We start from the raw sequence: 23933 nt of genomic DNA, 5'->3' as shown, positions 1-23933 counted from the left end.
AAACGACATAAAAAATTCGTGTTGCGCCATTCCGTTCTAATCGCGCTTTGTTCAGCTCTCCTCTTTCCCCGGCTTTCGAAAAAGGCGGGTTTGCTCGAACAGGCCTTCCAGCGAATTCATCCGCTTGCGGGTCTCGTCCCAGCCGTTGTTCTGCACCGCCTCGATCAGCGCCTCCACGACAAACAGCGTCACCACTGAACTGTCCCATGCCGACGGTGCTTCGATGCGTACCCGAAACATATGCTCGGCAAAACGGGACACGGGCGATGTCCACTGGTCGGTAAACAGTAGAATGCGGACATTGTTGTCATGCGCCACCTGCGCCAGCGTCACCATGTCCTGCTCGTATCGCCTGATGTCAAAGATCACCAGAACGTCGCCCGCATTCATGTTCAGCATATATTGTGGCCATGAGCTGGAATTGGACGACATCAGCGACGTCTTGGGCCGAATAACCTGCATGTGGGTGAAGAAGTATTCTGCAATCGCTCCCGTGATGCGCCCGCCGACGAAGTAGATGCTGCGCTTTCTGTCCGCCAGAAGAGAGGCCGCATTGTCGAAAGATGCGGTATCGAGATCGCTCAGCGTATCCCGCAGGTTCCCGGTGATAGCATCGGCAAAGCGGTTGAGAATATGCAGGCCCGGCGCGTTGCTGGCCCAGCGGTCATGCTTGGCGATGGGGTTGGAAATTGTGGCTTCAAGCTCCTGATGTAGCCGCCCCTGAAATTCGGCATAACCTTTGAAACCCAGCTTCTGCACCATGCGCGCAACGGTCGGCGTCGAGACGCCGGCATTTTCGGCAACAATGGTAATGCTTCCCAGCCCCGAGACCGGGTAATTGCCGAGAAGACTTTCGGCAAGGCGCTTTTCGGCACGCGTCAGGCTCTCGTACTGAGCCTGGATAACGTCCGAAACGGTCGCGGCCGAACTGTGCAAATTTTTCCCCTAGCCGATCTTTTCGTCGGTCTGTTAGCGCCGATTAAGATACGGGGAGGGTGCGGAGTCAATCAAAAAAATGAAGAGAAAATTTCAAAAACCATTTGACACTTTGGCGTGCGTGAAGAATTCTTTTCTAACTGTCGGGGGACAGTGATACGGTAACGGGGTACACCATGACGGTGCAAGGACAGTTTTTCACAAACGACGAGGCTGAGCCCGTTGTCGTGGAAAATCCGCTCGGCAAGGGCCGGGTGCTGCTGGTCTGCGAACACGCCTCTCACACACTCCCTGCTCGTTTCGGTACCCTCGGCCTCAGTGAAAAGGTGCGAACAAGCCATATCGCGTGGGACCCCGGCGCGCTCGCCGTTACACGTCTCTTGTCGAGAAGTCTTGATGCCACCGTCATCTACCAGAACTATTCCCGGCTGATCTACGACTGCAATCGCCCGCCGGAGTCGCCGTCGGCAATGCCTGTCACCAGCGAGATTTACGACATTCCCGGCAACGCGGGTCTCAGCGAAGCAGAACGTTTCGCCCGGACGGCATCGCTCTACATTCCGTTTCAGACCCGCGTCAGCGAGCTTGTTGCTATCAGGGACAACATCGTTCTGGTGACGATGCACAGTTTTACGCCGGTCTATCACGGCAAGCGCCGTGAGGTCGAAATAGGTCTTCTTCACGATGCCGACACACGGTTGGTCGATGCGATGCTGGATCACACAGAGGGCGGAGATTTCAAGGTCGAGCGCAACCAGCCTTACGGGCCGGAGGATGGCGTGACGCATACGCTGCGCCTTCACGCGCTGCCAAATGGGCTTTTGAACGTCATGATCGAGGTCAGAAACGACCTTATTGCGGATGAAGTCGGCCAAGGGGTCATGGCCGACTATATCGCGAAGCTTCTCAGGCAAAGTCTGAAAGGCTGACACAAGAAAAAGACCCCAGGGAGCAAAATAACTTCGGACGCCCGATGCGATTCCGTCGGGTTAATTGGCGCAGTATCGACCGCAAACCCGCGGTCGATTGCTAACAGGGGGAAGTCATGTCTGAGTATAATGATAATGATAAACAGCAGGATATGAGTGTCCTGCACTCCATGGGGTATGCCCAGGAACTTGAACGGCGTATGAGTTCGTTCTCCAATTTTGCAGTATCATTTTCTATTATTTGCATTCTTTCGGGCGGCATCAATTCACTGGCGCAGGCAACCGCAGGCGCTGGCGGGGCGGCGATTGGCATCGGCTGGCCACTCGGTTGCTTCGTCTCCTTTGTCTTTGCCGTCGCCATGGCACAGATCAGCTCGGCATATCCCACAGCCGGCGGTCTCTATCACTGGGGTTCGATCCTCGGTAATCGCTTCACCGGATGGCTCACCGCCTGGTTCAACCTGCTCGGCCTTGTTACCGTTTTGGGTGCGATCAATGTCGGCACCTACTATTTTTTCATGGGTTCGTTCGGCACAAGCTATTTCGGCCTTACCGACACCACAGCTGTTCGCATGGTGTTCCTTATCATCATTACTGGCGCGCAGGCACTGGTGAACCATATGGGTATCGGCCTAACCGCGAAGCTGACCGATTTTTCTGGCTATCTGATCTTCGTAACAGCCATTGCGCTCTCGCTCGTTTGCCTCATTGCAGCTCCATCCTATGAATTCAGCCGCCTCTTCACCTTCGCCAACTATTCCGGCGAACTCGGTGGCAATGTCTGGCCGGAAACCTCTGGTCTATGGGTATTCCTGCTCGGCCTGCTCCTGCCGATCTATACGATCACCGGCTATGATGCTTCGGCACATACAGCCGAAGAAACGGTCAAGGCGGCACATGCCGTGCCACGCGGAATGGTTTCCTCCGTGCTCTGGGCATCGCTGTTCGGCTACATCATGTTATGCTCCTTTGTCCTCGTTTTGCCGAACATGGATGACGCGGCCAAACAAGGCTGGAACGTTTTCTTCTGGGCGATGGACACGCAGGTCAATCCGCTCGTCAAGGATATCCTCTACTTTGCCATCCTTCTCAGCCAGTGGCTCTGCGGTCTTGCGACCGTGACCTCCGTTTCGCGCATGATCTTTGCATTCTCGCGTGATGGTGGCCTTCCGGCTTCCAAGGTGCTTGCCAAAGTCAGCCCGAAATATCGTACTCCGGTTGCCGCCATCTGGGCGGGCACGATCCTTTCGGTGCTGTTCGTCTGGGGTTCATCGCTTGTTTCCATCGGTGAAACTCCGGTCTACACCATCGTCGTTTCTTGTACTGTCATCTTCCTCTTCTTCTCGTTTGCGATCCCTATCACTCTGGGCCTTTTCGCCTGGGGTACATCGAAGTGGGACAAGATGGGCCCATGGAACCTTGGTGAAGGCATTTTCAAACTGTTTGCTGTGCTATCGATCCTCGCCATGATCCTTATCTTTGTTCTAGGTGTTCAACCGCCAAATGTTCCGGCGCTCTACGTCACCGTCGGCTTCCTGATCCTGACCGGCATCGTTTGGTTCGGTTTCGAGAAGCGCCGCTTCAAAGGCCCGCCTATCGGTGACGAAGTTACCCGGCGTCAGGCGGACATTGCTGCTGCCGAAAAAGCAGTGGGCCAGCACTGAGCGTATATGCTGTTTTATTTATAAAAAGGGCGACCGGTAACGGTCGCCCCATTGAACAACTCAAGGAAAACATCATGATGACCTACACATTCGACGCGCTTAAGAAGGATGTCGCTGAAGGGCGCATAGACACGGTTCTGGCATGCCTCGTGGATATGCAGGGTCGTCTGATGGGCAAACGCTTTCAGGCGGAGTTTTTCGTTGAAAGCGCCTATGAGGAAACGCACAGCTGCAACTACCTGCTGGCCACCGACATGGAGATGGAAACCGTTCCCGGTTACAAATCCACCAGCTGGGAGAAAGGCTACGGCGATTATACGCTGAAGCCCGACCTTTCAACGCTACACTGCGTCCCGTGGCTGGAAGGTACGGCGCTCGTTCTGTGCGATGCCTACGACCACCACACCCATGCCGAAGTCGCACACTCGCCGCGCGCGCTTTTGAAGAAGCAGGTCGCGCGTCTGGAAGCCATGGGTCTCAAGGCCTTCATGGCCAGTGAGCTGGAATTCTTCCTGTTCGACCAGAGTTTCGAAACCGCCCGCGCCAGCGGCTACCGCGATCTCAATCTGGTCAGCCCCTATAATGAGGACTACCACATCTTCCAGACCACCAAGGAAGAAGAGGTGATGCGCGCCATCAGAAACAATCTGCAAGCCGCTGGCATCCCTATCGAAAACACCAAGGGTGAGGCTTCTGCCGGTCAGGTGGAACTCAATGTGCGCTATGCCGATGCGCTCACCATGGCCGACCGCCATGCGATCATCAAAAATGCCTGCAAGGAAATCGCCTGGTCCAAGGGCAAGGCCGTTACCTTCCTTGCCAAATGGAATTACGATGCCGCTGGCAGCTCTTCGCACATCCATCAGTCGCTGTGGAGCCTGGATGGCAAGACACCCATGTTCCTCGACAAGCAACGCGAACACGGCATGTCCGACATGATGCGCCATTATGTGGCCGGTCTTCTGGCGCATGCCAGCGAAGTGACCTATTTTCTGGCGCCCTATATCAATTCCTACAAGCGCTTTATGGCTGGCACCTTCGCACCCACCAAGGCCATCTGGAGCACGGATAACCGCACTGCTGGTTATCGCCTGTGCGGTGCCGATACCAAGGGCATCCGCATTGAATGCCGCGTCGGCGGATCGGATATCAATCCGCATCTGGCCATGGCGGCCTTGCTTGCGGCAGGCATTGACGGCATTGAAAATAAGCTGGAACTTGAGCCGCAGTTTGAAGGCGATGCTTACGGTGGCAAGGACATCCGCGAAGTCCCCAAAACGCTTCGCGATGCGACCGACCACCTCAACGGCTCGAAAATGCTGCGTGGCGCTTTCGGTGACGATGTGATCGATCACTATGTTCGTGCCGCAAAGTGGGAGCAGGAAGAATACGACCGCCGCATCACCGACTGGGAAGTCGCACGCGGTTTTGAACGGGCATAACAACTTAGGAAAACATCATGGTTATGATCCAGAATATCTCGCCGATCGACGGTTCGGTTTATGCCGAGCGCGAGGCGATGTCGCTGGATGCGGCGCGGACCGCCGTATTGAAAGTGCGCGCTGCGCAAAAATCCTGGGCGCGTCGCCCGTTGGAAGATCGCGTTCAATTGGTCCTGAAAGGCGTGGCCCGGCTGAACGAGATGGTTGGCGAAGTCGTGCCGGAACTGGCCCATATGATGGGCCGTCCGGTACGCTATGGCGGCGAGTTCAAGGGCTTCAATGAGCGCTCGAACTACGTCGCGGCCATTGCCGCCGAGGCGCTGGCACCACTCATCATTGAGGAAAGCGGCAATTTCGAACGCCGTATCGAGCGTGAAGCACATGGCGTGGTCTTCGTCATCGCGCCGTGGAATTATCCTTACATGACGGCGATCAACACCATCGCGCCTGCCTTGATGGCGGGCAACACGGTCGTCATCAAACACGCCGCGCAGACGCTTTTGGTGGGTGAGCGCATGGTGCGGGCCTTCGTGGAAGCGGGCGTACCTGAAGACGTCTTCATCAACCTCTTCCTCGACCACCAGACCACATCGGCCCTTATTGCCGAAAGCCTGTTCAACTTCGTCAACTTCACCGGTTCCGTCGAAGGCGGTCGCGCCATCGAGCGTGCCGCTGCCGGTACTTTTACAGGTCTTGGTCTGGAGCTCGGCGGCAAGGACCCCGGCTATGTGATGGAAGATGCCGATCTGGACGCGGCGGTTGATACGCTGATGGACGGCGCGACATTCAATTCCGGCCAATGCTGCTGCGGTATCGAGCGCGTATACGTCAACGAAGCGTTGTTCGATGCTTTCGTTGAAAAATCCGTCGCATGGGTCTCCAACTACAAACTCGGCAACCCGCTGGAACAGGAAACGTCACTCGGCCCGATGGCCAACAAGCGTTTCGCCAAGGTTGTGCGCCAGCAGGTGGCGGATGCGGTTGCCAAGGGTGCGAAGGCGCTGGTGGATCCCAAACTCTTTGCCGCAGACGATGGCGAAAGCGCCTATGTCGCCCCGCAGATCCTTGTCGATGTCGATCACTCCATGGAGTTCATGACCGAGGAAACCTTCGGCCCCGCCGTCGGCATCATGAAAGTGAAGAATGACGACGAAGCATTGCGCCTGATGAATGACAGCAAATATGGCCTCACTGCGTCGCTGTGGACGCAGGATGCTGAGCGGGCAGGGCGGATCGGTCGCGAGATCGAAACCGGTACCGTGTTCATGAACCGCGCCGATTATCTCGATCCCGCTCTGTGCTGGACCGGCGTCAAAGATACCGGTCGCGGTGGCTCCCTTTCGGTCATTGGTTTCCAGAATCTGACCCGTCCAAAATCCTACCATCTGAAGAAAGTCACGAAATGAACATCGTCGCAAACTGGAGCTACCCGACCCCAATCAAGATGGGACGCGGCCGCATCAAGGAACTGGCGGATGCCTGCAAGACACTCGGCATCAAGAAGCCGCTGCTCGTTACCGACAGAGGCCTCGCCAGCATGGCGATCACGGCCCACGCACTGGATATTCTGGAAGAGGCAGGCCTTGGCCGTGCCATCTTTGCCGAGGTGGATCCGAACCCCAACGAGATCAATCTTGAAGCGGGCGTAAAGGCGTTCAAGGATGGCGGTCACGATGGCGTGGTCGCCTTCGGTGGCGGTTCCGGGCTCGATCTCGGCAAGGCCGTCGCCTTCATGGCAGGCCAGACACGCCCTATCTGGGATTTCGAGGATATCGGCGACTGGTGGACCCGCGCCAACTCTGATGGCATTGCTCCCATCGTTGCCGTGCCGACGACAGCAGGCACGGGCTCTGAAGTCGGTCGCGCCAGCGTCATCACCAACTCGAAAACCCATGTGAAGAAGATCATCTTCCACCCGAAATTCCTGCCCGGCGTCGTCATCTGCGATCCTGAACTGACGGTCGGCATGCCAAAGGCCATCACCGTCGGAACCGGGATGGATGCCTTTGCCCATTGCCTGGAAGCCTATTCATCGCCGTTCTATCATCCGATGAGTGCCGGTATCGCTGTTGAAGGCCTGCGTCTGGTCAAGGAATACCTGCCGCGCGCCTATAGGGACGGCACGGATATCGAAGCGCGTTCGAACATGATGGCGGCTGCCGCCATGGGCGCTGTCGCGTTCCAGAAGGGTCTCGGTGCCATCCACTCCCTCTCGCATCCCATCGGCGCTGTCTATAACACCCACCATGGCATGACCAACGCTGTCGTCATGCCAGCCGTCCTACGCTTCAACCGCCCGGCTATCGAAGAAAAAATAGCCCGCGCGGCGGCCTATCTCGGTATCCAAGGCGGCTTCGATGGTTTCTATGATTACGTACTGGAGCTCCGTCGCGAGCTCGGCGTGCCGGAAAATCTGACGGCCCTGGGCATCAAGCCGGATCGCATCGATGAGTTGACGGCAGAGGCCATCAAGGATCCAAGCTGCGGCGGCAATCCGGTGGAGATGACCTTGAAAAACACCAAGGCACTGTTTGAGGATTGCTTCTAAGCCTTTCACCAGACGTGAAAAACAGAAGATATGCGCTGTGCGACAACCGTGACCGGTGGCGTGCAGTGCTTTCGTGTTTAGCTTCCGATTACTGCTATTGAGTTGGTCTGTTCTTGGGAACAATCATGACCACTTGACATATTTGGTTGTATTATTTATTATGCACAACCATAAGAACTATATTTTATTCTATTTTTTCAAATTCATTTTATCAGCCGATGCTTTCGGCTCATTGTTATTATTGGAATTTCCTCATGGTTTCCTTGCAAACGACCGGCTTGGCGCTGGGCGCTGTGCTGTGTCTATTTTTATCTCCGCCGGTGCAGGCTCATGCCCTGTCTCTTTCCGAAACGAGACACCTTCTGGACCGAACGAGTTTCGGCATGTCGGTTCAGGACGCCGGCGATTTTTCCATCCTCAGTCGCGAACAGGCGGTCGACAAGCTGCTGGACGGACTTTCCAACCCTCAACGAGACGCGCCGCCGCCCTTTGTCAGAGAAGCGAGGCCGGATTATTGGGCGCCGGGATGGGAAAGTCGCAACACTGTTCTCTATCGCGTTTCGGAAATCAACCAACTTCAGTCCTGGTGGATCGAGGAGATGATTGAGACGGAGCAACCCTTTACGGAAAAGCTCGCGCTTTTCTGGCACAATCACTTCGTGTCGCGTTTCGATCCGGGCCGCATCAGCGCGCCATTCTATGATCAGGTCATGCTGTTTCGTGGTCCGGAAGCGATGAATTTTCGCCGTCTGACGAAGGCGATGCTGCGCGATCCGATGATGCTGACCAGCCTCGATAACATCCACAACACCCGATCTTCTCCCAACGAGAACCTTGCCCGGGAATTTCTGGAACTGTTCACGCTTGGAATAGGGCACTATTCCGAGAGCGACATCAAACAGGTCGCCAAGGCGCTCGCCGGTCACGGCGTGGAACGCACTCATGGCTGGCGCTACAGTCTTGATAATGGGAACACCGATCGGGATGCCAAGACTGTGCTTGGTGTCGTCATTCCGGCAGGGTCTGATGATGATATCGATCAACTGGTCGATATCGTCCTCGCGCAGCCGCAGGTCTCGCGTTTCATTGCAGCGAAATTCTACACCGAATTTGTGTCGCTTGATATCGATGAGCGGGAGGTCGACCGGTTGGCAGCCGTGCTGCGGGAGAATGATTTCGAGATGAGGCCATTTCTTCGCGCCCTTCTCATGAGCGATGGTTTTTGGTCGCAGAAAAACAGGGCAGGGCTGGTCAAGTCTCCCATCGAGCTCATCGTCGGCTTCATGCGGACCCTCGGGCTTCGGTTTCCCGATCACGGGGTCATACTCGATTATCTGAGCCAGCTCGGACAAAGCCCCTTCATGGCGCCCTCGGTTGCAGGTTGGCGCGGTGGTACGGAGTGGCTGACGATGAGGTCGGTCGAGGAGCGAGCCAGAATCGTCAGACGCCTTTGGGATGCTTATGACGATGCGCGCTGGCAACCTGCCTCTCAATCGCGCGATCTTTTCGTTCGGTTTTCGTCGGAACAGCTCGACAAGGCAGCCCCCATCGTCATCGACGTCAATGGGCGCAAAGTCGCCGAGACAACCGCGGTCAACGGCACCAATACCTATCTGGAAAAGGCCTCCAGCGAACCAAGCGGCTTGAAGCCCATGTGGGAAACGTTTTCCGTGGCCAGAGAGTTGTTACCGGAAAACATCGAGACCATTACCGTTCGTCTGAACGCGAAAAATCCCGATACCCGCCTTTTCGTCAATTGGGTTGCCGTGGACGGACGCCGGTTTTCGCCTGTGCAGGCATCCTGGGATCTGAGCGGGCAGACCGACTGCTCGGCGGACGTTCCCAAGGGCATGTTCTATTGCGATGTCGGACTATCCTTTCCGGTCGATCAGAAGGACCGCCAACAGGCTGTCATGGACGATCTTTCGGCACCGCATAATTCGATTATCGAATATGGCACGGGCAGGCTGCAACTCGAAGACGCGCCACGCAACGTTCCGACCGCGCGCGATTTCGAAGCCGATGCAAGCGCGCTCCTGACTTCACTTCCGGAGCCCCGAAGCGGCGGCGATCTGCGCCTGTTCTTAATGTCCGCACCTGCCATCTACGGGGAGGGGGATAATCCGTCTTCCTCTTTCGAGGATCGGGCGCGGATGTTCACGACCGACCCCGCCTATAATCTCAAATAACCAATCGGAATATTGACGATGATAAGATTTGACCGTGTTTCGCGGCGGGAAACGCTCGCGCTTATTTCCGGGACGATGGCCCTGTTCTCAGCTCCAGGCTGGGCGAAAGCTGCCCTGAACGGACCGGATAAAACCGCCTCGAAAAGCAAGCGGCTGATTCTTCTGGAACTGTTCGGCGGCAACGATGCCCTTAACACGCTGGTACCCTATGCCGATCCGCTCTATCAGCATTATCGCCCCACCATCGGAATTGCGCGCGATGATGTTCTGCGGCTGAACGACGATGTCGGCTTCAATCCGGCCTTTCGTGGTCTCGCCAACGTGTTCGAAAGGGGCGAACTTGCCGTCATTCAGGATGTCGGTTACCCGCATCCTAACCTCTCTCATTTCGGGTCCGCCGCGATATGGGCGTCGGCGGACGGACAGGTGCAGCGCGCCAGCGAAAATGGCTGGATCGGGCGTGTTTTGACAGCAAATCGTTCTCTTCTGCCAGCCATGGATGCCGATGGGATCATCCTTTCCGGCGATCAGGATTTGCTCAAGGGTGAAAATCTCCAAGTCCTTTCGATGACGGATAGCAAGGCCTTCCTCCAAGACAGCGCACGCATGATCAATCCCAAGCTTGATGTGGATGGGCACCGCGCGCTTGCGCATCTGCAACATCTACTTCGGGACAAGGAGGCCATCGCCGAACGCGTTCAGGCGCGGCTTAAGGGGCAGAACCGGTTTGATGCGTGGTTCATAAAAGATAATTATCTTGAGCCGCTAGATGCGCAGGTTTCGCTTCTGCTGTGGCTGATCGAAAGCGGCGTCGAAACGCCGATGTACAAACTCAGTATTTCCGGTTTCGACATGCATGCAAATCTGCGCGGCCAGCATGAGCAACTGCTTGGCAAGGTCCAGTCCACGGTCCTCAATCTGCGTCGAGGCCTCATTGATATCGGTGTCTGGGATGACACCCTCATTGTCATCCAGTCGGAATTCGGCAGGCGCCCGGAAGAGAATGCTTCGGGTGGCACCGATCATGGCACTAGCGGGCCCGTCTTGCTTGCGGGCGGAGGACTGGCAGGCGGGATTTACGGCGCAAGGAGTGATCTCTCGAGGCTTGATGAGGAAGGTAATCTCGGTTTCGGTGTCGATTTCCGGCAGATCTATTCGGCCATCATCCAGAATTTCTGGGGGATGACCGAGGACCCCATGATGAAGGCCGGATTCTCGCCGCTCCAGATCAAATTGTGACCGCGCCTTTTCGATCATCACTCGGGATTTTGATAATGAATTTGCATCTTCAAGCACATGAAGCGCGACCTCGCTCGCCCAAGGACTCGCAAGAGCTTGCCGTTTTCCTCAAGCCAACCCCCACGATCCTTGCCTGCCTAACGCTCTATAACGAACCTGCGGAAGCTCTGACGAAGACCTTGTCCGGCCTCATCAGAAACCAGCTTGATCTGAAGCGCCGAAGGCAATCGCAAACCCCAAGCCTTGTCATCTGCATTATGCTTGATGGCGTCCAGACCCTTGATCCGAGCACTGCCGCTTTGCTTGAGCATCTGGGCTTCGCCTCTGCACAGCAATGGATGCTCGAAGGCAATGAACAGCCGTTGCTCATTTCGGCTATGTCTCTATCGGTCAATGATCTACTCGTCAGGCTGGGTCAGCAGGCCATGCCTTGGAATGGCATGCGCATTCGTCTTTTGCTGTGCAAAAAGCCGCTCAATCGTGGCAAGCTGGATAGCCATGCCTGGTTTTTCAAGACGATTGCGCCATTGGCTGATCCAGATTTTATTGTCCAGATCGATGCAGGCTCCATTCCGGACGACCCATGCATGGGCGCTTTGCTGGAGCACATGTCGAGGCATCCACACTGTGTAGCGGCGGCCACGCATATTCTGACGCCATCAAAAACCGATAGCAGCCTTCTTCTCAACTGGCAGCACAATGATTTCCTCTGGAGCAAGGCAACGGATTGGCCGATCGGTCATGCGCTTGATTATATTGAGGTGGTGCCAGGGCAGTGCTGCATGTTGCGCTGGTCCGCTCTGCGGCAATCCCCTGGATCGGCAGCCGATCCGCTCGACGTCTATCTTGGTGCAACAGAGGATGACGGCTTGCTGAGGCGCAATCTCTATCTCGCCGAAGATCGCGTTCTCGGTCTCGCCCTCGTGGAAGCGACGGGCGCCGCGATCCATTATGTGCCCGCGGCCGTTGTGAAAACCGACCCGTGCACCAGCCTTGATGAATTGCTGCGGCAGCGACGCCGCTGGATCAACAGCACGGTCGCTGCGCGCCTCACCGCGCTCTCTCGCCTGCCGGATATTCTATCGTCACCGGTTTTAAGCTGGGGGCGCAAGTCTTCGATTTTTCTCTCGATTCTCTTCGGTCTCTACCAGACCCTTTTGATGCTGGTGTGGCCGGGTATGAGCATCTTCTTCGTCGCCTATGGCGCTCGTACTGTCGTCAGTCCGTTTGTGGGCAACGCAGATATCCCAGCGCTTGAATTTGCTGCGGGAGCAGCTTTCTTCCTCTGCTGGGCGTTGATGCTCGCATCCATGCGTCACGGCCTTGCCGAGGGTGGAATTTTTGGTAAATGGAAGGGGGCGTGGCTTTATTTGCTGCTTGCCGTCTCGGTGTTCGGCAATTTCGTGGCCGTCGCGACCGCGCCGGTAGCCGTCATACTCCTAGGCATCCTGGTGCTTGTGGTCAGTGCGGCACTCATTCGGCTCGATCGATCAATAGTATCCTACTGGCACAGATGGATGCCCTTCCAGCTTTTGCTTGCGCCTGCCTTCAGCCTCTACCTGACGAGCTACGCTTTTGCCAATATCAGCGATGTCAGCTGGGGTACGAAGGGGCTGAGCGAGAGTAGAACCCGCCCTGGCCAACGCCTGCGCTGGCGCCGTGTTCGAGATGCAATTTTGACGAGCTGGGTTCTGGCGAGTGCTTGCCTTGCCTTGTTCCTCGGATTGCAGACGGATGGGATACAATTATTGGTCCTTCTAATTTTCCTGGCAACATTTTTCCTACCCGCTTTCATCGCCTCGGTTTTGCTGTTGGCAAGATCAGGGTCCGCCTTCACCACGCTCCCAGTTGCCGGCATGCGAAACAGCCCTGCTTGATAGGCAAAAGGGGTTGGAAGAATGCCTCGAAGGCACCTCATGCGCAGGTTTGGACTGCCCGTTTCCGATTTGTTAACCATGTTGGTTAAGAGTGCCTAAAGCACCATGATTGTCGCGGTGCTTCGAAGAGCGATGAAATCAGGCTCTAAATTCCGGGGGCCTCATGCCAGTCATCACATTTGCAAATACCAAGGGCGGCGCTGGCAAGACCACGGCCGTTCTGCTGCTCGCTACCGAACTCGCCCGCATGGGTCACCGGGTTACTGTGCTGGATGCCGATCCGCAATTGTGGATTTCGCGCTGGTCGGAGATGTCAGGCGCAATGCGCAATCTGTCGATTATTTCCCACGTAACGATGGCGTCGATTGAAACACATATCCGCGAGAACAAGTCCAGCACCGACTGTTTCATCATCGATCTACCGGGGACCAAAAGTCCGCTGCTGACAATGGCGCTCGGTATTTCCGATCACGTCCTGATACCCGTTCAGGGCTCTGCCATGGATGCACGTGGTGCATCGGAGGTTCTGGAGCATATCGAATTTCTCAATCGAAAAATGGGCATGAAGATCGATCATTCTGTCGTGCTGACGCGTGTCAACGCCATGGTCAGCACGCGCTCCATGCTGCTGGTCAAGGCACTCTTGGCAGAAAAGAACGTTCGCGTTCTCAACACGCCAATTGCCGAGCGCGCAGCCTTTCGTGATATTTTCGACTACGGTGGCACGCTCGAAGCGCTGGACTGTCAAAAGGTCAGCAATGTCGAAAAGGCGATGGAGAACGTCCGCAATTTCGCTTACGAGGTTTTGCGCCTGATGCCGGTGCGCGTCGTTCGATCGGACCGCGATACGAAATTCTTCAACCGCAGAGCCGCCTGAACCAGGCAAGTTTTATGCGCCCGGCAGGCAACAAAGCCGGGTGCAATTTTTTGCTTGATTTGGAAATGATCGTTTTCTATATTGAGCGTATGACAAGCACTGTTTCATACCCTCTGCGCCAACGCGGTCGCCCGCGTGAATTCGATGTCGATCTGGCCATCGACAAAGCCATCCGCGTGTTTTCTGAACGGGGCTTTCACGCGACCTCGGTGGGTGATCTGAGCGAAGCGATGGAATTGACGCAGGGCAGTCTTTACAAGGCTTTCAAGGATAAGAGGGACATCTACATTGCTGCGTTAGAGCGCTATAGATCGGTTCAGGCCGAGCGTTTTGAGGCTGCGGTTCAGACGGGCAAGACCGGTCGGGAAAAGCTTGAAGCGGGCATGAATTTCTATGCGGATGCCTGCATCGGGACGTCGGGCGGGCAGGGTTGTCTCGTCGTCGGTGCCGCTGCTGATCTGGCCTCGCTGGATATGGATACGGCGCGCGTCGTGCGTGGTGCCATAGATGCGCGCGAAAAGACACTCGGTCGCCTCGTGCGCGAGGGGCAGGCGGATGGTTCGGTATCAACGGCCAAAGACGCGGTTGCGCTGGCAAAGACGGCCCTCTGCATCGTCTACGGTATGCGGGTGGTCGGCAAGACCGGCTTGGCGAAAGCCGAACTGAGTTCGGTGGTCGATATAGCCATGACGGTTTTCGACTGAGTTTTTGCTTATTTTGGAAATGGTTATTTCCTAATTTGGAGACGTGTAATGACATCTAGAGTGCTTGGCGCGACGCCCGCACAGGAAGAAACGATTTCTTCCGCCATGATTTTTCTGTTGGCCAGTGCCTGTGGGCTGATTGCAGCGAACATCTATTATGCCCAGCCGCTGGCCGGCCCGATCGGGGCAGAGCTTGGCCTCTCTGCCGCTGCAACGGGGTTGATCGTGACGCTGACGCAGATCGGTTACGGACTGGGGTTGCTGTTTGTTGTGCCGCTGGGCGACCTCCTCGAGAACCGGAAGCTGATCGTCACCACCATTGTTATGGCGACGGCTGCGTTGATTGCAGCGGCGCTCGCGCCACATGCCGTACAGTTTCTTACAGCCGTATTTCTGGTCGGCGTAAGCTCTGTTGCGGTGCAAATGATCGTGCCTCTAGCCGCTCATATGACCCCTGATGCGATACGCGGCCGCGTTATTGGCAGCATCATGAGCGGGCTGATGGTCGGCATCATGCTGGCGCGGCCTGTTTCCAGCGTACTATCTGAGTTCGTGTCATGGCGCGGTGTTTTCCTGTTGTCCGCCTGCATCATGGCTGTTCTGTCGCTGGTACTTTATCGCTTGTTACCGCGCCGGATGCCGGATGCGAAGCTTCCTTACCGCGTGCTCCTTGCCTCAATGGGAAAGCTTGCTGTGAATACGCCGATTCTACAACGCCGGGCGATTTATCAAGCGGGTATGTTTTCAGCGTTCAGCCTGTTCTGGACAGTCACGCCGCTCTATCTGAGTGGCCCGGCCTTCCGCCTGTCGCAAAGTGAAATCGCACTTTTTGCGCTGGCCGGCGCCGCCGGTGCCGTTGCAGCCCCCATTGCCGGGCGCTTGGCGGACCGTGGCTGGACTTGGGCGGCAACCCTGTGTGCTCTGGTGGCGGGAATGGCGTCTTTCCTCATCACGCACCTGGCGCCCGAGGGGTCTCATCTGTCGCTGGCGCTCTTGGTTGTTGCCGCCATCGTGCTTGATTTTGCCGTGACAACCAATCTTGTCCTCAGCCAACGCGCCATCTTCACGCTGGGGGCAGAATTTCGCAGCCGCCTCAACGGCATCTTCATGGCGACGTTCTTCATGGGTGGCGCTGCCGGTTCTGCTCTGGGCGGATGGGCCTATGCACACGGACAATGGACGGCGGCATCTTGGCTTGGCTTTGTACTGCCCGCCATGGCGTTCGCGTTCTTCCTGACAGAGGGTCGGAATAAAAAAGTAACGCCGCGTCTGGGGTAACGAAGTCATAAAAAAGCCCGGCATTTGAGCCGGGCTTTCAGTCTTTGGAAATGTGCCTTACTCGGCAAACTCCACCACCACGCCGGGGCGGACCATTTTTGCCAGTTCCGTTGCATCCCAGTTTGTCAGGCGGATACAGCCGTGACTATTGGTCTTGCCGATCTTGGAAGGTTCCGGTGTGCCGTGAATGCCATAGGTCGGCTTTGACAGGGCAATCCATACAGTGCCGACGGGGCCGTTAGGGCCGGGCGGAATCTGTAGAATCTGGCTGTTCTGACCCTGCTGGAAGTTGATCTTCGGATTATAGGTGTATCCCGGATTAAGCGCGATGCGTTCGACCGTATGCGTGCCGGACGGCGAAGGCGTATCCGAAGAACCGATGGTCGCAGGGTAGGCAGCAATCAGAACACCGCCCTCGTCATAGGCGAACACCTGCTTGATGCCCTTATGCGCCACGATGCGGGCAACCTGGCCCTTTTTGGTGTCGCCGGGGCTGACGACCTTTATGATGGTGCCGGGTACGGTAAAGTCGACGCCGGGGTTGAGCTCCTTCAAATAGGTCTCATCCATGTGGAAACGTTCGGCCAGCGCTTCGGACGTGGAGGTGTAGGCCATGGCTGGAAGCTGCGCCTTTTCGGCGTAGTCATCGGGAATAGACGCCACGTAGGGGCCTGCGGCATCGGCAGCGGTAATGGTATAATCCACAATAGCGAGACCGCCGGTGTTGCGGAGACGCTCCATGATATCATCTGTGTTGTTCGGGTCCAGACGGTCGCCTGTCATATCCTGCCAAGCAGCGATGGCCTTGTTGACGTTGTCACCCATCTTTCCGTCGATCACGCCAGGCGAAATGCCTTCGCGGTCGAGAAATACCTGAAGCGCTACGATTTCCTGACGCGAGCGATTAACCGGTGCCGTCACCGGCTGGTTACGCTCGACGAGGTGGTCAGGCTGCGGCACCATGGCTGTATTGGTTTCGCCGGGAACTGGTTCACCCAGAGGACCGCTTTCGACCTGTCCGGGCCGCGAGACTGAGCCGGTGTAAACATCGGGATCGGTGCCGTCACCACGATATTCCCTGAAGTCCCTGCCGTTCTGATTGCCCTGCGAGCCGTACTGAGGTTGCGGTTCACGCATTTGGCCCGGCGCTGGGGGATAATAGTTGTCGTCCTGCTGCGGGTAATACGGGTCCTGGCGCACTGCTTCACGACGCGGAGACGCGCCGCCATTCGGCATTTCCGTGGCAACTAGGTTTCCATAGCGGTCGTAATAGACCGTGCGACCGATGCTGTCGCGACTGATCACAATATCGCCACGGTCAGGCATGAACTCAAGGACGCGGCCATCGGGCGAGACCAGCATGGGTTGCTGGGCAAGAGCCTGATGGGGCACAAGCAAAGGGGTCGCCGCGACAGCGAGAGAGAACATTGCGTTAATTAAAAGTTTCACGATTCTGCGATCCCTTGGGTTCATGCCCAATACACACACGTTAATCTTGACCCTATTGTGAAAAAGGTGAATTCGAAGTTAACGCAATCTTAATTTTACGACGCGGCGATCGCTTTTATGTGATCGCCATGTCATCGAGTGAGTGAAGGAACAGTCCATGCGCGCGCTGCAAGCCGGAAAATCCCCTACGATACTTCTGGACGAGACCTCCGTTTTCGATATCGGCTCCTGCATCGTTGAGGGTATCGATATTGCTCCGGGCAGGGCCATTCCCAACGATGACGACCCTAGGATCGACCATTCTCTCGAAGGATTTATGTTCACCTGCGGCCCCGATCATATTCGTCATCCTGAGCCGATGGCGGCGGGCGGCAAATATCCTCTGCACGGCTCGTTTTCGTCCCACCCCGCCGAGGTTACCGGTTGGGTGGTCTCTGACGGTAATGCGCAGGCAACGGCAAGGGTTCCCGTGAGACTCGCAGATGGTGGTACTGCGCTTCTGGAACGCGAGTGGCGCATCGATGGTGCAAGTGGCGAGGTCAGCCTCGATGATGTCGTGACCAATACCGGTGACAGCGAGCGGCCTGTTTTTCAGATGTATCACATGAATGTTGGCGCAAGACTGTTCGATGACGGCGTGAAACTATCAGGTGCAATGTTTGACGGCGGTGGTTTTGGATGGCGCTTCGGGGACGAGCCGGGTGGCGTTTTCTGCGTGCCGGCGGGTGAGGGCAAGGAAGGCTGGGCCGAAATGACACTGGGGCCGATCGCAGCCATCGGCGGGCGGGCGCTCAAAGTGTCGTTCCGCACCGATACGCTGCCCTATCTTCAGATGTGGCGCAACCAGAGTGACCCGGCCCATGTCATGGGAATCGAGCCCGTCTCGCATCGTTGGGTGGATCGCGACGAGCTGGAGGCTGCCGGGGAGTTTAACATGCTGAAACCGGGTGAAAGCCGCTCTTACGGTTTGCGGTTTTCCATTCTCTAAATCGCCTTTCAATTGGAAAACCGTATCATTGACGCACAGGATTTAACCCCTTACACCGGGTGCGAAATTTGGAACGGCACGGCTTGAGAAACACCGGATCGCCGTCGTCATCGGAGGACATGAGAATGGATATCAGGCGTATCGACGACGAATATTCCGTAACCGGCCAGATTAGCGTTGCCGATCTTGATGACGTCAAGGCGCTGGGTTTCAAGTCCATCGTCTGCCATCGCCCGGATGGTGAAGAAGACGGTCAGCCCCTGTTTGCCGATATTGCCGAACGGGCACAAGAATTGGGTATTGCCGTCGCGCATGTGCCGGTCGGACGCTTCGGTGTGGATGCCGATGCTGTCACCGGTATGGTGGATGCGCTGGATGAGTTTCAGCGCCCTATGCTCGGATTTTGCCGTTCCGGTGCGCGTTCGACTGCAATCTACGAGAAGACACATCATATCCGCGGCTGAGTTCCAGCCATCTATACAAGACGATCAACAGGAGTTTTCAGCATGAGCATCAAGCGTATCGAACCCGGCAAGCGTATGAGCGGCGCAGTCGTTCACGGCAACACTGTCTACCTCGCCGGTCAGGTCGGTGAAGGCGTATCCGTTACCGAACAGAGCAAGTCCGCTCTCGCCGAAGTCGACCGCCTGCTGGCTCTTGCCGGTTCCGACAAGTCCAAGATTCTCCAGACGATCATCTACCTCTCCGACATGTCCACCTTCGGCGAAATGAACGCCGTCTGGGAAGGCTGGATCGACCCCGCCAACCCACCCGCCCGCGCCACGAGCGGTGCCCCGTTGGCAACGCCGGATTACAAGGTCGAGTTTATTGTGACCGCTGCGATTTAAGTGGTCTCAGATTTTGATGGAAAGCCGGTCTTTGGGGCCGGCTTTTTTGTTTGTGTGCAGATAGCGGGCACCTTCGTCATGCTCGGGCTTGTCCCGAGCATCTGCAAATTCTCAATTCTAACACTGTGGTTAGATCCTCGGGACAAGCCCGAGGATGACGGAGATGAAACTTTAAATCCTTCGTTTTTAACGGGTTAAGAGTTTTGCCTCGCGACGTGATTCAAAGTCTTCTCAAGTTGAGTCACATTCTCCACGCGCCCCTCAAACCACAGGCGGGCAAGGTCGATCGCTGAGGCCAGATTGATGCCGTCAGGGTCTATGGACGTGATTTTCCATGCGCCGGTTTTCTTGCCCGCGCGGGCGGCGAACTTTGACGCTTCGCCCCTGATGGCGTTAAGGCGGATGATTTCGGTGTCTGCTGCTGCCACCAGTTCCTCTGCACCGGATAGATCGGTGCGCAAATCCAATGGCGTGATGTTGCTGGCGTTGCGGGCCGGGCCACCGTTGATCTGCACGCCCTCTATCTTCAGGCGGTAGAGTTGGGTGTCAGGCAGCGAGAGATAGAGTTTGGCTTTGGGGTAGCGGGTGATATAGCGCGCCTTGGCCAGCGGCACGTCGTCTTCGCCGATGAGTTCAGCTTTGCCAACCAAGGTCAGCCTCGGCAGCGTCAGCGCATCGCCCTTGTTGAACGGTGCAAGCACAAGCGAAATGCGCGGATCGATCTCGATATTGCGTGCATGCAGTGCAAGGCGTGCAGCGAAGAAGAAGGGTGTGCCGTCCGGCTCTACGGCAATATTTGTCGCCGTATTATAAGGATAGCCGCTTTGCGGATCGAGCGTTGCAAGACCGGCGGTGCGGCAGGTGTGGAGCACGTCGCGTGCCACACGCACGGCCTCGAAAGGTGCACCGGCGGAAGGTTCGATTTTCGCGCCGCGTGGGGTTATCACCGCCATTTTCGTATCTGCCATGATGCTCTCCATTTTACCTGAAACGGTTTACATCATGGCAGTTTCATTTCCAGCGGTTGATATCAGCTACGCTCACGAATCTGTGTCAGCGTCCGCGCAGGCGTAATCGCTTCCGCATCCAGCTTCACCTCGATGATCGCAGGCTTGCCGCTGGCACGGGCGCGCTCATAGGCGGGGCCGAAGTCTTCGGTTTTTTCTACCAGTTCGCCATGCCCGCCATAGGCCTTGGCGAAGGCGACGAAGTCAGGGTTGACGAGATCGGTGCCGCTGACACGACCGGGATATTCCCGTTCCTGATGCATGCGGATGGTGCCATAGGTGCCGTTGTTGACCAGCACTGTGATGATCGGCAGGCCGTAGCGCACGGCGGTAATGAATTCCTGTCCGTGCATCATGAAGCAGCCGTCGCCGGCGAAACAGACGACTTCCCGTTCCGGGAACAGGTGTTTTGCGGCGACGGCAGCGGGCAGGCCGTAGCCCATGGAGCCGGAGGTCGGCGCGGACTGTGTGTTGAAGCGCTGGAAACGGTGGAAGCGGTGCAGCCATGTGGCGTAGTTGCCCGCGCCGTTGGTGAAGACGGTATCAACAGGCACATTGGCTTCGATCCACTCCATGATCGGGCCCATCCGAACAGCGCCGGGGCCTGTTTTTGGTGGGGTGGACCACGTCAGATAGGCATCGTGCATGGCAGCGGTGCGGTTTGCCCAGACGGGGCTCTGCGGTGCTTTGATGTCTTCCAGCGCGTCCACGAAGTCGCTGGTGGAGGCGCAGATGGCGAGATCAGGGCGATACATACGGCCTAGCTCTTCTGGGTCCGGGAAGATATGCACCAGCGTTTGCGAAGGGTATGGGATGTCGAGCAGGGTATAGCCCGAAGACGGCATTTCCGACATGCGGCTGCCCAGCAGCACGATGAGATCGGCCTCCTTGATCTCTTTCGATAGCGCCAGGTTGATGCCGATGCCGACATCGCCCGCATAGGATGGGCTCAGGTGATCGAACAGCGCCTGACGCCGGAAGGAGCAGCAGACGGGCAGCTTGAAGCTCTCGGCGAAGGTCTTGAATTTCGCCACGCTGTCTTCCGTCCAGCGTGTGCCGCCAATGATGAACATCGGGCGCTTGGCATCGGCCAGCAGTTCGGCAACTCTGGCCATCTGTTTCGGGCCGGGATGGCTTTCCACCGGCATGTAAGGTTTGGCTTCCGGCGCATCGACCAGATCGACCAGCATGTCTTCCGGCAGGCTCAGCACCACCGGGCCGGGGCGACCGGAGGTGGCAATGGCGAAGGCACGGGTGACGAATTCCGGGATGCGGCGGGCGTCATCGATCTCGCCCACCCATTTGGCGAATTCGGTGAAGGCACGGCGGTATTCGACTTCCTGAAAGGCCTCGCGTTCACGCGCATCGCGCTGAACCTGGCCGATGAACAGGATCATCGGAATGGAATCCTGCATGGCGATGTGCAGACCGGCAGATGCGTTGGTGGCACCGGGGCCGCGCGTGACCATGCAGATGCCGGGTTCGCCCGTCAGGCGTCCCCAGGTATCTGCCATCATCGCCGCGCCGCCTTCCTGGCGGCAGATGACGGTTTCGATGCCGCTCTCATAAAGCGCGTCCAGCACCGCCAGATAACTTTCGCCCGGCACGCAGGAAACGCGGGAAACGCCGTTGGCCTTCAGGGCTTCGACAATCAATTGTCCGCCGGTTCTCTTCATGGTGCCAAGTTCCTTTCGATGTCGTCCAGTTCGGCCATGACTTCGGCCTGGTGTTCTCCCAGGCGCGGGCTTGGACGTTCGTAACGCAGAGGTGTTTCCGAGAGAATGATGGGCGTGCGCACGCCTGGGATGATGGTGCCATCGGCGGCTTCCAGATCGACACGTAGACCGCGTGCCTGAACCTGCGGATCGGCAAACATTTCCTCGATGGAATTGATCGGCCCCGCGGGCACGGCGTTGGCTTCGCAGGCCGTCAGCAAATCGCGCTTCGTCCATTTCAGCGTTTCGGTGGAAACGATCTGGCGGACCTCGACCTTGTGGGCCACACGCGCCTTGTTGGTCGCGTAGCGCTCATCGTCCGCGATAGCATCGATGCCGAGGATTTTGCACAGGCGACGGAATTGCCCGTCATTGCCGATGGCCAGAATGAGGAAGCCATCAGCCGTGGGCACGACCTCGTAAGGCGAGATGTTGGGGTGCGCATTGCCCAGCCGCACGGGGGACTTGCCGGAAATGAGGTAGTTCATGTTTTGGTTGGCCAGCACGGCGGATTGGACGTCCAGCAACGCCACGTCGATATGCTGCCCTTGGCCGGTGCGCATCGCGTGAATGAGCGCGGCCTGAATGGCTGTAACTGAATAGATGCCGGTAAAGATATCGGCAACCGCTACGCCCGCCTTCATCGGCTGGCCATCCGGCTCACCGGTAATCGACATAAAGCCGGACATGCCCTGCACGATGTAATCGTAACCGGCGAAATCCGCATAAGGTCCGGTCTGGCCGAAGCCGGTGATGGAGCAATAGATGAGCTTGGGATTCAGCGCCCGGAGCGACTGATAATCCAGCCCGTATTTCTCCAGCCCGCCACGCTTGAAGTTTTCGATCACGACATCGGCAGTCTTCACCAGACGACGCACGGTCTCGCGTCCCTCGTCGGTTTTCAAATCTACCGTGATGGAGCGTTTGCCGCGATTGGTGGAGTGGTAATAGGCCGCAGAAAGATTGTCGCCATCCTCGCTCTCCACGAAGGGAGGGCCCCATGCACGGGTATCGTCCCCACCATCAGGGCTTTCCACCTTGATGACGTCAGCACCCATATCCGCCAGCATCTGTCCGGCCCATGGCCCCGCAAGCACACGTGCCAGTTCGATGACGCGAATGCCCTTCAAGGGTGGTTGTTTCTTATCGCAAGGTTCTGCCATGTCTGTCTCACATATTTCAGAAGTTTATAGACGGGCGAACTTCTGCATGCATGTGAAATAATCTCATGGCGTCATTCCGTTTCAGCAGTGAAATCAGGTATTGGCAGCGGCTACATTCCTCGCCCAGGCAGCAAAATCCGCAGCGGGTACTTCCCAGCCTATTTCATTGAGCGTCTCGTGGCGCATGCCGGCGTAAATTTTGTCTTCGACGTCGGTGAAGCCTGCTGCCCGGAACTGCTGTGCCAGCCAGACGATTTCCTTGCCGTCATTGGTGGCAGCATCCTGATCGCCGCTGACCAGCAAAATCGGCAGGTTCTGGGGGAGGCGGGAGATGAGCTTCGGGCCACGATAGGACATTTCGAATACATCCTGCCACAGAGAGACGCTGGCTTCGAACTGGCAGAGCGTGTCGTTGACATAGGCATCGACCGCTGCCTTGTCGTGGCTGAGCCAATCTGCCGACGTGCGCTCTTCCGGCATCTTGCTGTTCCAGATGCGGAAGGTGGCTTTGGGCAGGATGGCGCTGGGGACGTCCGAGCCTTTCAGCATTTTCTCCAGACGCAGAACGACCTGTGCCAGGCGCCCCATGATGCCGGGGTTGAGGTTGGAGTTCCAGATGGACAGACCATCGAACGCATCCGGATGGCTGACGGCGGTGTTCAGCGCGATGAGACCGCCCATGGAATGGCCGAGCAGGATGATGGGCAGGCCGGGATGGCGTTCCGAGACGAGCAAGCGCGTGGCCAGCACGTCGGCGATTACTTTGCTTACGCCGTCCTTCCAGGCGAACCGCCCCAACGGCGCATCATCTGCCTTGGTGCGTCCATGGCCGCGATGGTCGTTCGCATAAACTTCAAAGCCCTGCTGGGCCATGACGCTCGCGAAATGGCGATAACGCCCGGCGTGATCGACGAGGCCGTGACAGATCATGAGTACGCCGACGGGCTGGCCCTGCGCGGGTTCGTGCCGGTAGGCGAGCGATGCGCCCGTTGGACTTGCCAGCCGATTGATTTCACTGAATGCAGTCTCGTCCATTCATCTCTCCGCAGCCATGCTTATTGTTGGGCTAGAGGTTGCCCC

Annotated in this window: 20 protein-coding genes; 14 read left to right on the top strand and 6 right to left on the bottom strand. The window is 57.1% G+C overall.

Translation table 11 applies throughout. The features are described 5' to 3' along the window. Positions 1 to 51 precede the first annotated feature (51 nt). Positions 52 to 936, bottom strand: a complete 885-nt coding sequence (locus RMR21_RS10025; RefSeq protein ID WP_498667874.1) for a MurR/RpiR family transcriptional regulator — start codon at positions 934 to 936, stop codon at positions 52 to 54. A gap of 176 nt (positions 937 to 1112) precedes the next feature. Here RMR21_RS10025 and RMR21_RS10020 point away from each other — a divergent pair, with 176 nt between their 5' ends. From RMR21_RS10020 to RMR21_RS09970, 11 genes are all read left to right on the top strand, one after another. Then, positions 1113 to 1865 (top strand): N-formylglutamate amidohydrolase, encoded by a 753-nt coding sequence (locus RMR21_RS10020; RefSeq protein ID WP_498667873.1) that lies wholly within the window; start codon positions 1113 to 1115, stop codon positions 1863 to 1865. 116 nt (positions 1866 to 1981) lie between these two features. Then, the gene (locus tag RMR21_RS10015; protein WP_498667872.1) at positions 1982 to 3529 is read left to right on the top strand and encodes an APC family permease; all 1548 of its coding nucleotides are present in this window, start codon (positions 1982 to 1984) and stop codon (positions 3527 to 3529) included. A 77-nt stretch (positions 3530 to 3606) separates the two neighbouring features. Further along, the gene (locus RMR21_RS10010; protein WP_498670127.1) at positions 3607 to 4971 is read left to right on the top strand and encodes a glutamine synthetase family protein; all 1365 of its coding nucleotides are present in this window, start codon (positions 3607 to 3609) and stop codon (positions 4969 to 4971) included. Between the two features lie 17 nt (positions 4972 to 4988). Beyond that, positions 4989 to 6377, top strand: coding sequence for an aldehyde dehydrogenase family protein (locus tag RMR21_RS10005; protein WP_498667870.1), 1389 nt, complete (start codon positions 4989 to 4991; stop codon positions 6375 to 6377). After that, on the top strand, positions 6374 to 7519 hold the full coding sequence (locus RMR21_RS10000; protein WP_498667869.1) for an iron-containing alcohol dehydrogenase: 1146 nt from the start codon (positions 6374 to 6376) through the stop codon (positions 7517 to 7519). The genes RMR21_RS10005 and RMR21_RS10000 overlap by 4 nt, the downstream gene beginning before the upstream one ends. Before the next feature lie 254 nt (positions 7520 to 7773). Continuing rightward, positions 7774 to 9708, top strand: a complete 1935-nt coding sequence (locus RMR21_RS09995) for a DUF1800 domain-containing protein (protein ID WP_498667868.1) — start codon at positions 7774 to 7776, stop codon at positions 9706 to 9708. Positions 9709 to 9726: 18 nt separating this feature from the next. Continuing rightward, on the top strand, positions 9727 to 10947 hold the full coding sequence (locus tag RMR21_RS09990; protein ID WP_498667866.1) for a DUF1501 domain-containing protein: 1221 nt from the start codon (positions 9727 to 9729) through the stop codon (positions 10945 to 10947). A gap of 35 nt (positions 10948 to 10982) precedes the next feature. Next, complete coding sequence (locus RMR21_RS09985; protein WP_498667865.1) at positions 10983 to 12824, top strand: glycosyltransferase family 2 protein; 1842 nt, start codon at positions 10983 to 10985, stop codon at positions 12822 to 12824. Between the two features lie 163 nt (positions 12825 to 12987). Beyond that, entirely contained in the window at positions 12988 to 13701 is a 714-nt protein-coding gene (locus RMR21_RS09980; RefSeq protein ID WP_498667863.1) for an AAA family ATPase, read from the top strand. A 65-nt stretch (positions 13702 to 13766) separates the two neighbouring features. After that, positions 13767 to 14405 (top strand): TetR/AcrR family transcriptional regulator, encoded by a 639-nt coding sequence (locus RMR21_RS09975; RefSeq protein WP_498667862.1) that lies wholly within the window; start codon positions 13767 to 13769, stop codon positions 14403 to 14405. Between the two features lie 48 nt (positions 14406 to 14453). Beyond that, positions 14454 to 15683: an MFS transporter gene (locus RMR21_RS09970; protein WP_498667859.1), complete on the top strand. Its 1230-nt coding sequence runs from the start codon at positions 14454 to 14456 to the stop codon at positions 15681 to 15683. A 57-nt stretch (positions 15684 to 15740) separates the two neighbouring features. On the opposite strand, the gene RMR21_RS09965 is transcribed toward RMR21_RS09970, so the two are convergent. Continuing rightward, positions 15741 to 17132 (bottom strand): L,D-transpeptidase, encoded by a 1392-nt coding sequence (locus RMR21_RS09965; RefSeq protein WP_498667858.1) that lies wholly within the window; start codon positions 17130 to 17132, stop codon positions 15741 to 15743. Between the two features lie 157 nt (positions 17133 to 17289). On the opposite strand from RMR21_RS09965, the gene RMR21_RS09960 reads away from it, so the two are divergent. The 3 genes from RMR21_RS09960 (at position 17290) to RMR21_RS09950 (ending at position 18968) form a co-directional block, all read left to right on the top strand. Beyond that, on the top strand, positions 17290 to 18120 hold the full coding sequence (locus RMR21_RS09960) for an aldose 1-epimerase family protein (protein WP_498667856.1): 831 nt from the start codon (positions 17290 to 17292) through the stop codon (positions 18118 to 18120). A gap of 125 nt (positions 18121 to 18245) precedes the next feature. Then, the gene (locus tag RMR21_RS09955) at positions 18246 to 18584 is read left to right on the top strand and encodes a protein tyrosine phosphatase family protein (protein ID WP_498667855.1); all 339 of its coding nucleotides are present in this window, start codon (positions 18246 to 18248) and stop codon (positions 18582 to 18584) included. A 42-nt stretch (positions 18585 to 18626) separates the two neighbouring features. After that, complete coding sequence (locus RMR21_RS09950) at positions 18627 to 18968, top strand: RidA family protein (RefSeq protein WP_498667854.1); 342 nt, start codon at positions 18627 to 18629, stop codon at positions 18966 to 18968. A gap of 194 nt (positions 18969 to 19162) precedes the next feature. Here the strand turns inward: RMR21_RS09950 and RMR21_RS09945 are convergent, their stop codons facing one another. The 4 genes from RMR21_RS09945 to RMR21_RS09930 all read right to left on the bottom strand — a co-directional run bounded on the left by RMR21_RS09945 (position 19163) and on the right by RMR21_RS09930 (position 23888). Continuing rightward, the gene (locus RMR21_RS09945) at positions 19163 to 19936 is read right to left on the bottom strand and encodes a HugZ family pyridoxamine 5'-phosphate oxidase (RefSeq protein ID WP_498667852.1); all 774 of its coding nucleotides are present in this window, start codon (positions 19934 to 19936) and stop codon (positions 19163 to 19165) included. A 62-nt stretch (positions 19937 to 19998) separates the two neighbouring features. Further along, a complete protein-coding gene (locus RMR21_RS09940) occupies positions 19999 to 21651 on the bottom strand; it encodes a thiamine pyrophosphate-binding protein (protein WP_498667850.1) in 1653 nt (550 codons plus the stop codon). Beyond that, positions 21648 to 22853 (bottom strand): succinate--glutarate CoA-transferase, encoded by a 1206-nt coding sequence (gene caiB / locus RMR21_RS09935; RefSeq protein ID WP_498667849.1) that lies wholly within the window; start codon positions 22851 to 22853, stop codon positions 21648 to 21650. The genes RMR21_RS09940 and caiB overlap by 4 nt, the downstream gene beginning before the upstream one ends. Before the next feature lie 93 nt (positions 22854 to 22946). Beyond that, positions 22947 to 23888, bottom strand: a complete 942-nt coding sequence (locus RMR21_RS09930) for an alpha/beta fold hydrolase (RefSeq protein WP_498667848.1) — start codon at positions 23886 to 23888, stop codon at positions 22947 to 22949. Between the last annotated feature and the right edge of the window lie 45 nt (positions 23889 to 23933).

The sequence above is a fragment of the Agrobacterium sp. rho-8.1 genome, from assembly GCF_033957725.1.
Classification (GTDB): domain Bacteria; phylum Pseudomonadota; class Alphaproteobacteria; order Rhizobiales; family Rhizobiaceae; genus Agrobacterium.
Note: the sequence above shows the minus strand (reverse complement) of the source record. Positions and strands in the feature narration are given on the sequence as shown.

Excerpts from the sequence above, each read along its gene's own strand:
- RMR21_RS10020 (WP_498667873.1), top strand. The coding sequence starts at position 1,113 with ATGACGGTGCAAGGACAGTTTTTCACAAACGACGAGGCTGAGCCCGTT.
- RMR21_RS10015 (WP_498667872.1), top strand. The coding sequence starts at position 1,982 with ATGTCTGAGTATAATGATAATGATAAACAGCAGGATATGAGTGTCCTG.
- RMR21_RS10010 (WP_498670127.1), top strand. The coding sequence starts at position 3,607 with ATGACCTACACATTCGACGCGCTTAAGAAGGATGTCGCTGAAGGGCGC.
- RMR21_RS10005 (WP_498667870.1), top strand. The coding sequence starts at position 4,989 with ATGGTTATGATCCAGAATATCTCGCCGATCGACGGTTCGGTTTATGCC.
- RMR21_RS10000 (WP_498667869.1), top strand. The coding sequence starts at position 6,374 with ATGAACATCGTCGCAAACTGGAGCTACCCGACCCCAATCAAGATGGGA.
- RMR21_RS09995 (WP_498667868.1), top strand. The coding sequence starts at position 7,774 with ATGGTTTCCTTGCAAACGACCGGCTTGGCGCTGGGCGCTGTGCTGTGT.
- RMR21_RS09990 (WP_498667866.1), top strand. The coding sequence starts at position 9,727 with ATGATAAGATTTGACCGTGTTTCGCGGCGGGAAACGCTCGCGCTTATT.
- RMR21_RS09985 (WP_498667865.1), top strand. The coding sequence starts at position 10,983 with ATGAATTTGCATCTTCAAGCACATGAAGCGCGACCTCGCTCGCCCAAG.
- RMR21_RS09980 (WP_498667863.1), top strand. The coding sequence starts at position 12,988 with ATGCCAGTCATCACATTTGCAAATACCAAGGGCGGCGCTGGCAAGACC.
- RMR21_RS09975 (WP_498667862.1), top strand. The coding sequence starts at position 13,767 with ATGATCGTTTTCTATATTGAGCGTATGACAAGCACTGTTTCATACCCT.
- RMR21_RS09970 (WP_498667859.1), top strand. The coding sequence starts at position 14,454 with ATGACATCTAGAGTGCTTGGCGCGACGCCCGCACAGGAAGAAACGATT.
- RMR21_RS09960 (WP_498667856.1), top strand. The coding sequence starts at position 17,290 with ATGCGCGCGCTGCAAGCCGGAAAATCCCCTACGATACTTCTGGACGAG.
- RMR21_RS09955 (WP_498667855.1), top strand. The coding sequence starts at position 18,246 with ATGGATATCAGGCGTATCGACGACGAATATTCCGTAACCGGCCAGATT.
- RMR21_RS09950 (WP_498667854.1), top strand. The coding sequence starts at position 18,627 with ATGAGCATCAAGCGTATCGAACCCGGCAAGCGTATGAGCGGCGCAGTC.
- RMR21_RS09945 (WP_498667852.1), bottom strand. The coding sequence starts at position 19,936 with ATGGCAGATACGAAAATGGCGGTGATAACCCCACGCGGCGCGAAAATC.
- RMR21_RS09940 (WP_498667850.1), bottom strand. The coding sequence starts at position 21,651 with ATGAAGAGAACCGGCGGACAATTGATTGTCGAAGCCCTGAAGGCCAAC.
- caiB (WP_498667849.1), bottom strand. The coding sequence starts at position 22,853 with ATGGCAGAACCTTGCGATAAGAAACAACCACCCTTGAAGGGCATTCGC.
- RMR21_RS09930 (WP_498667848.1), bottom strand. The coding sequence starts at position 23,888 with ATGGACGAGACTGCATTCAGTGAAATCAATCGGCTGGCAAGTCCAACG.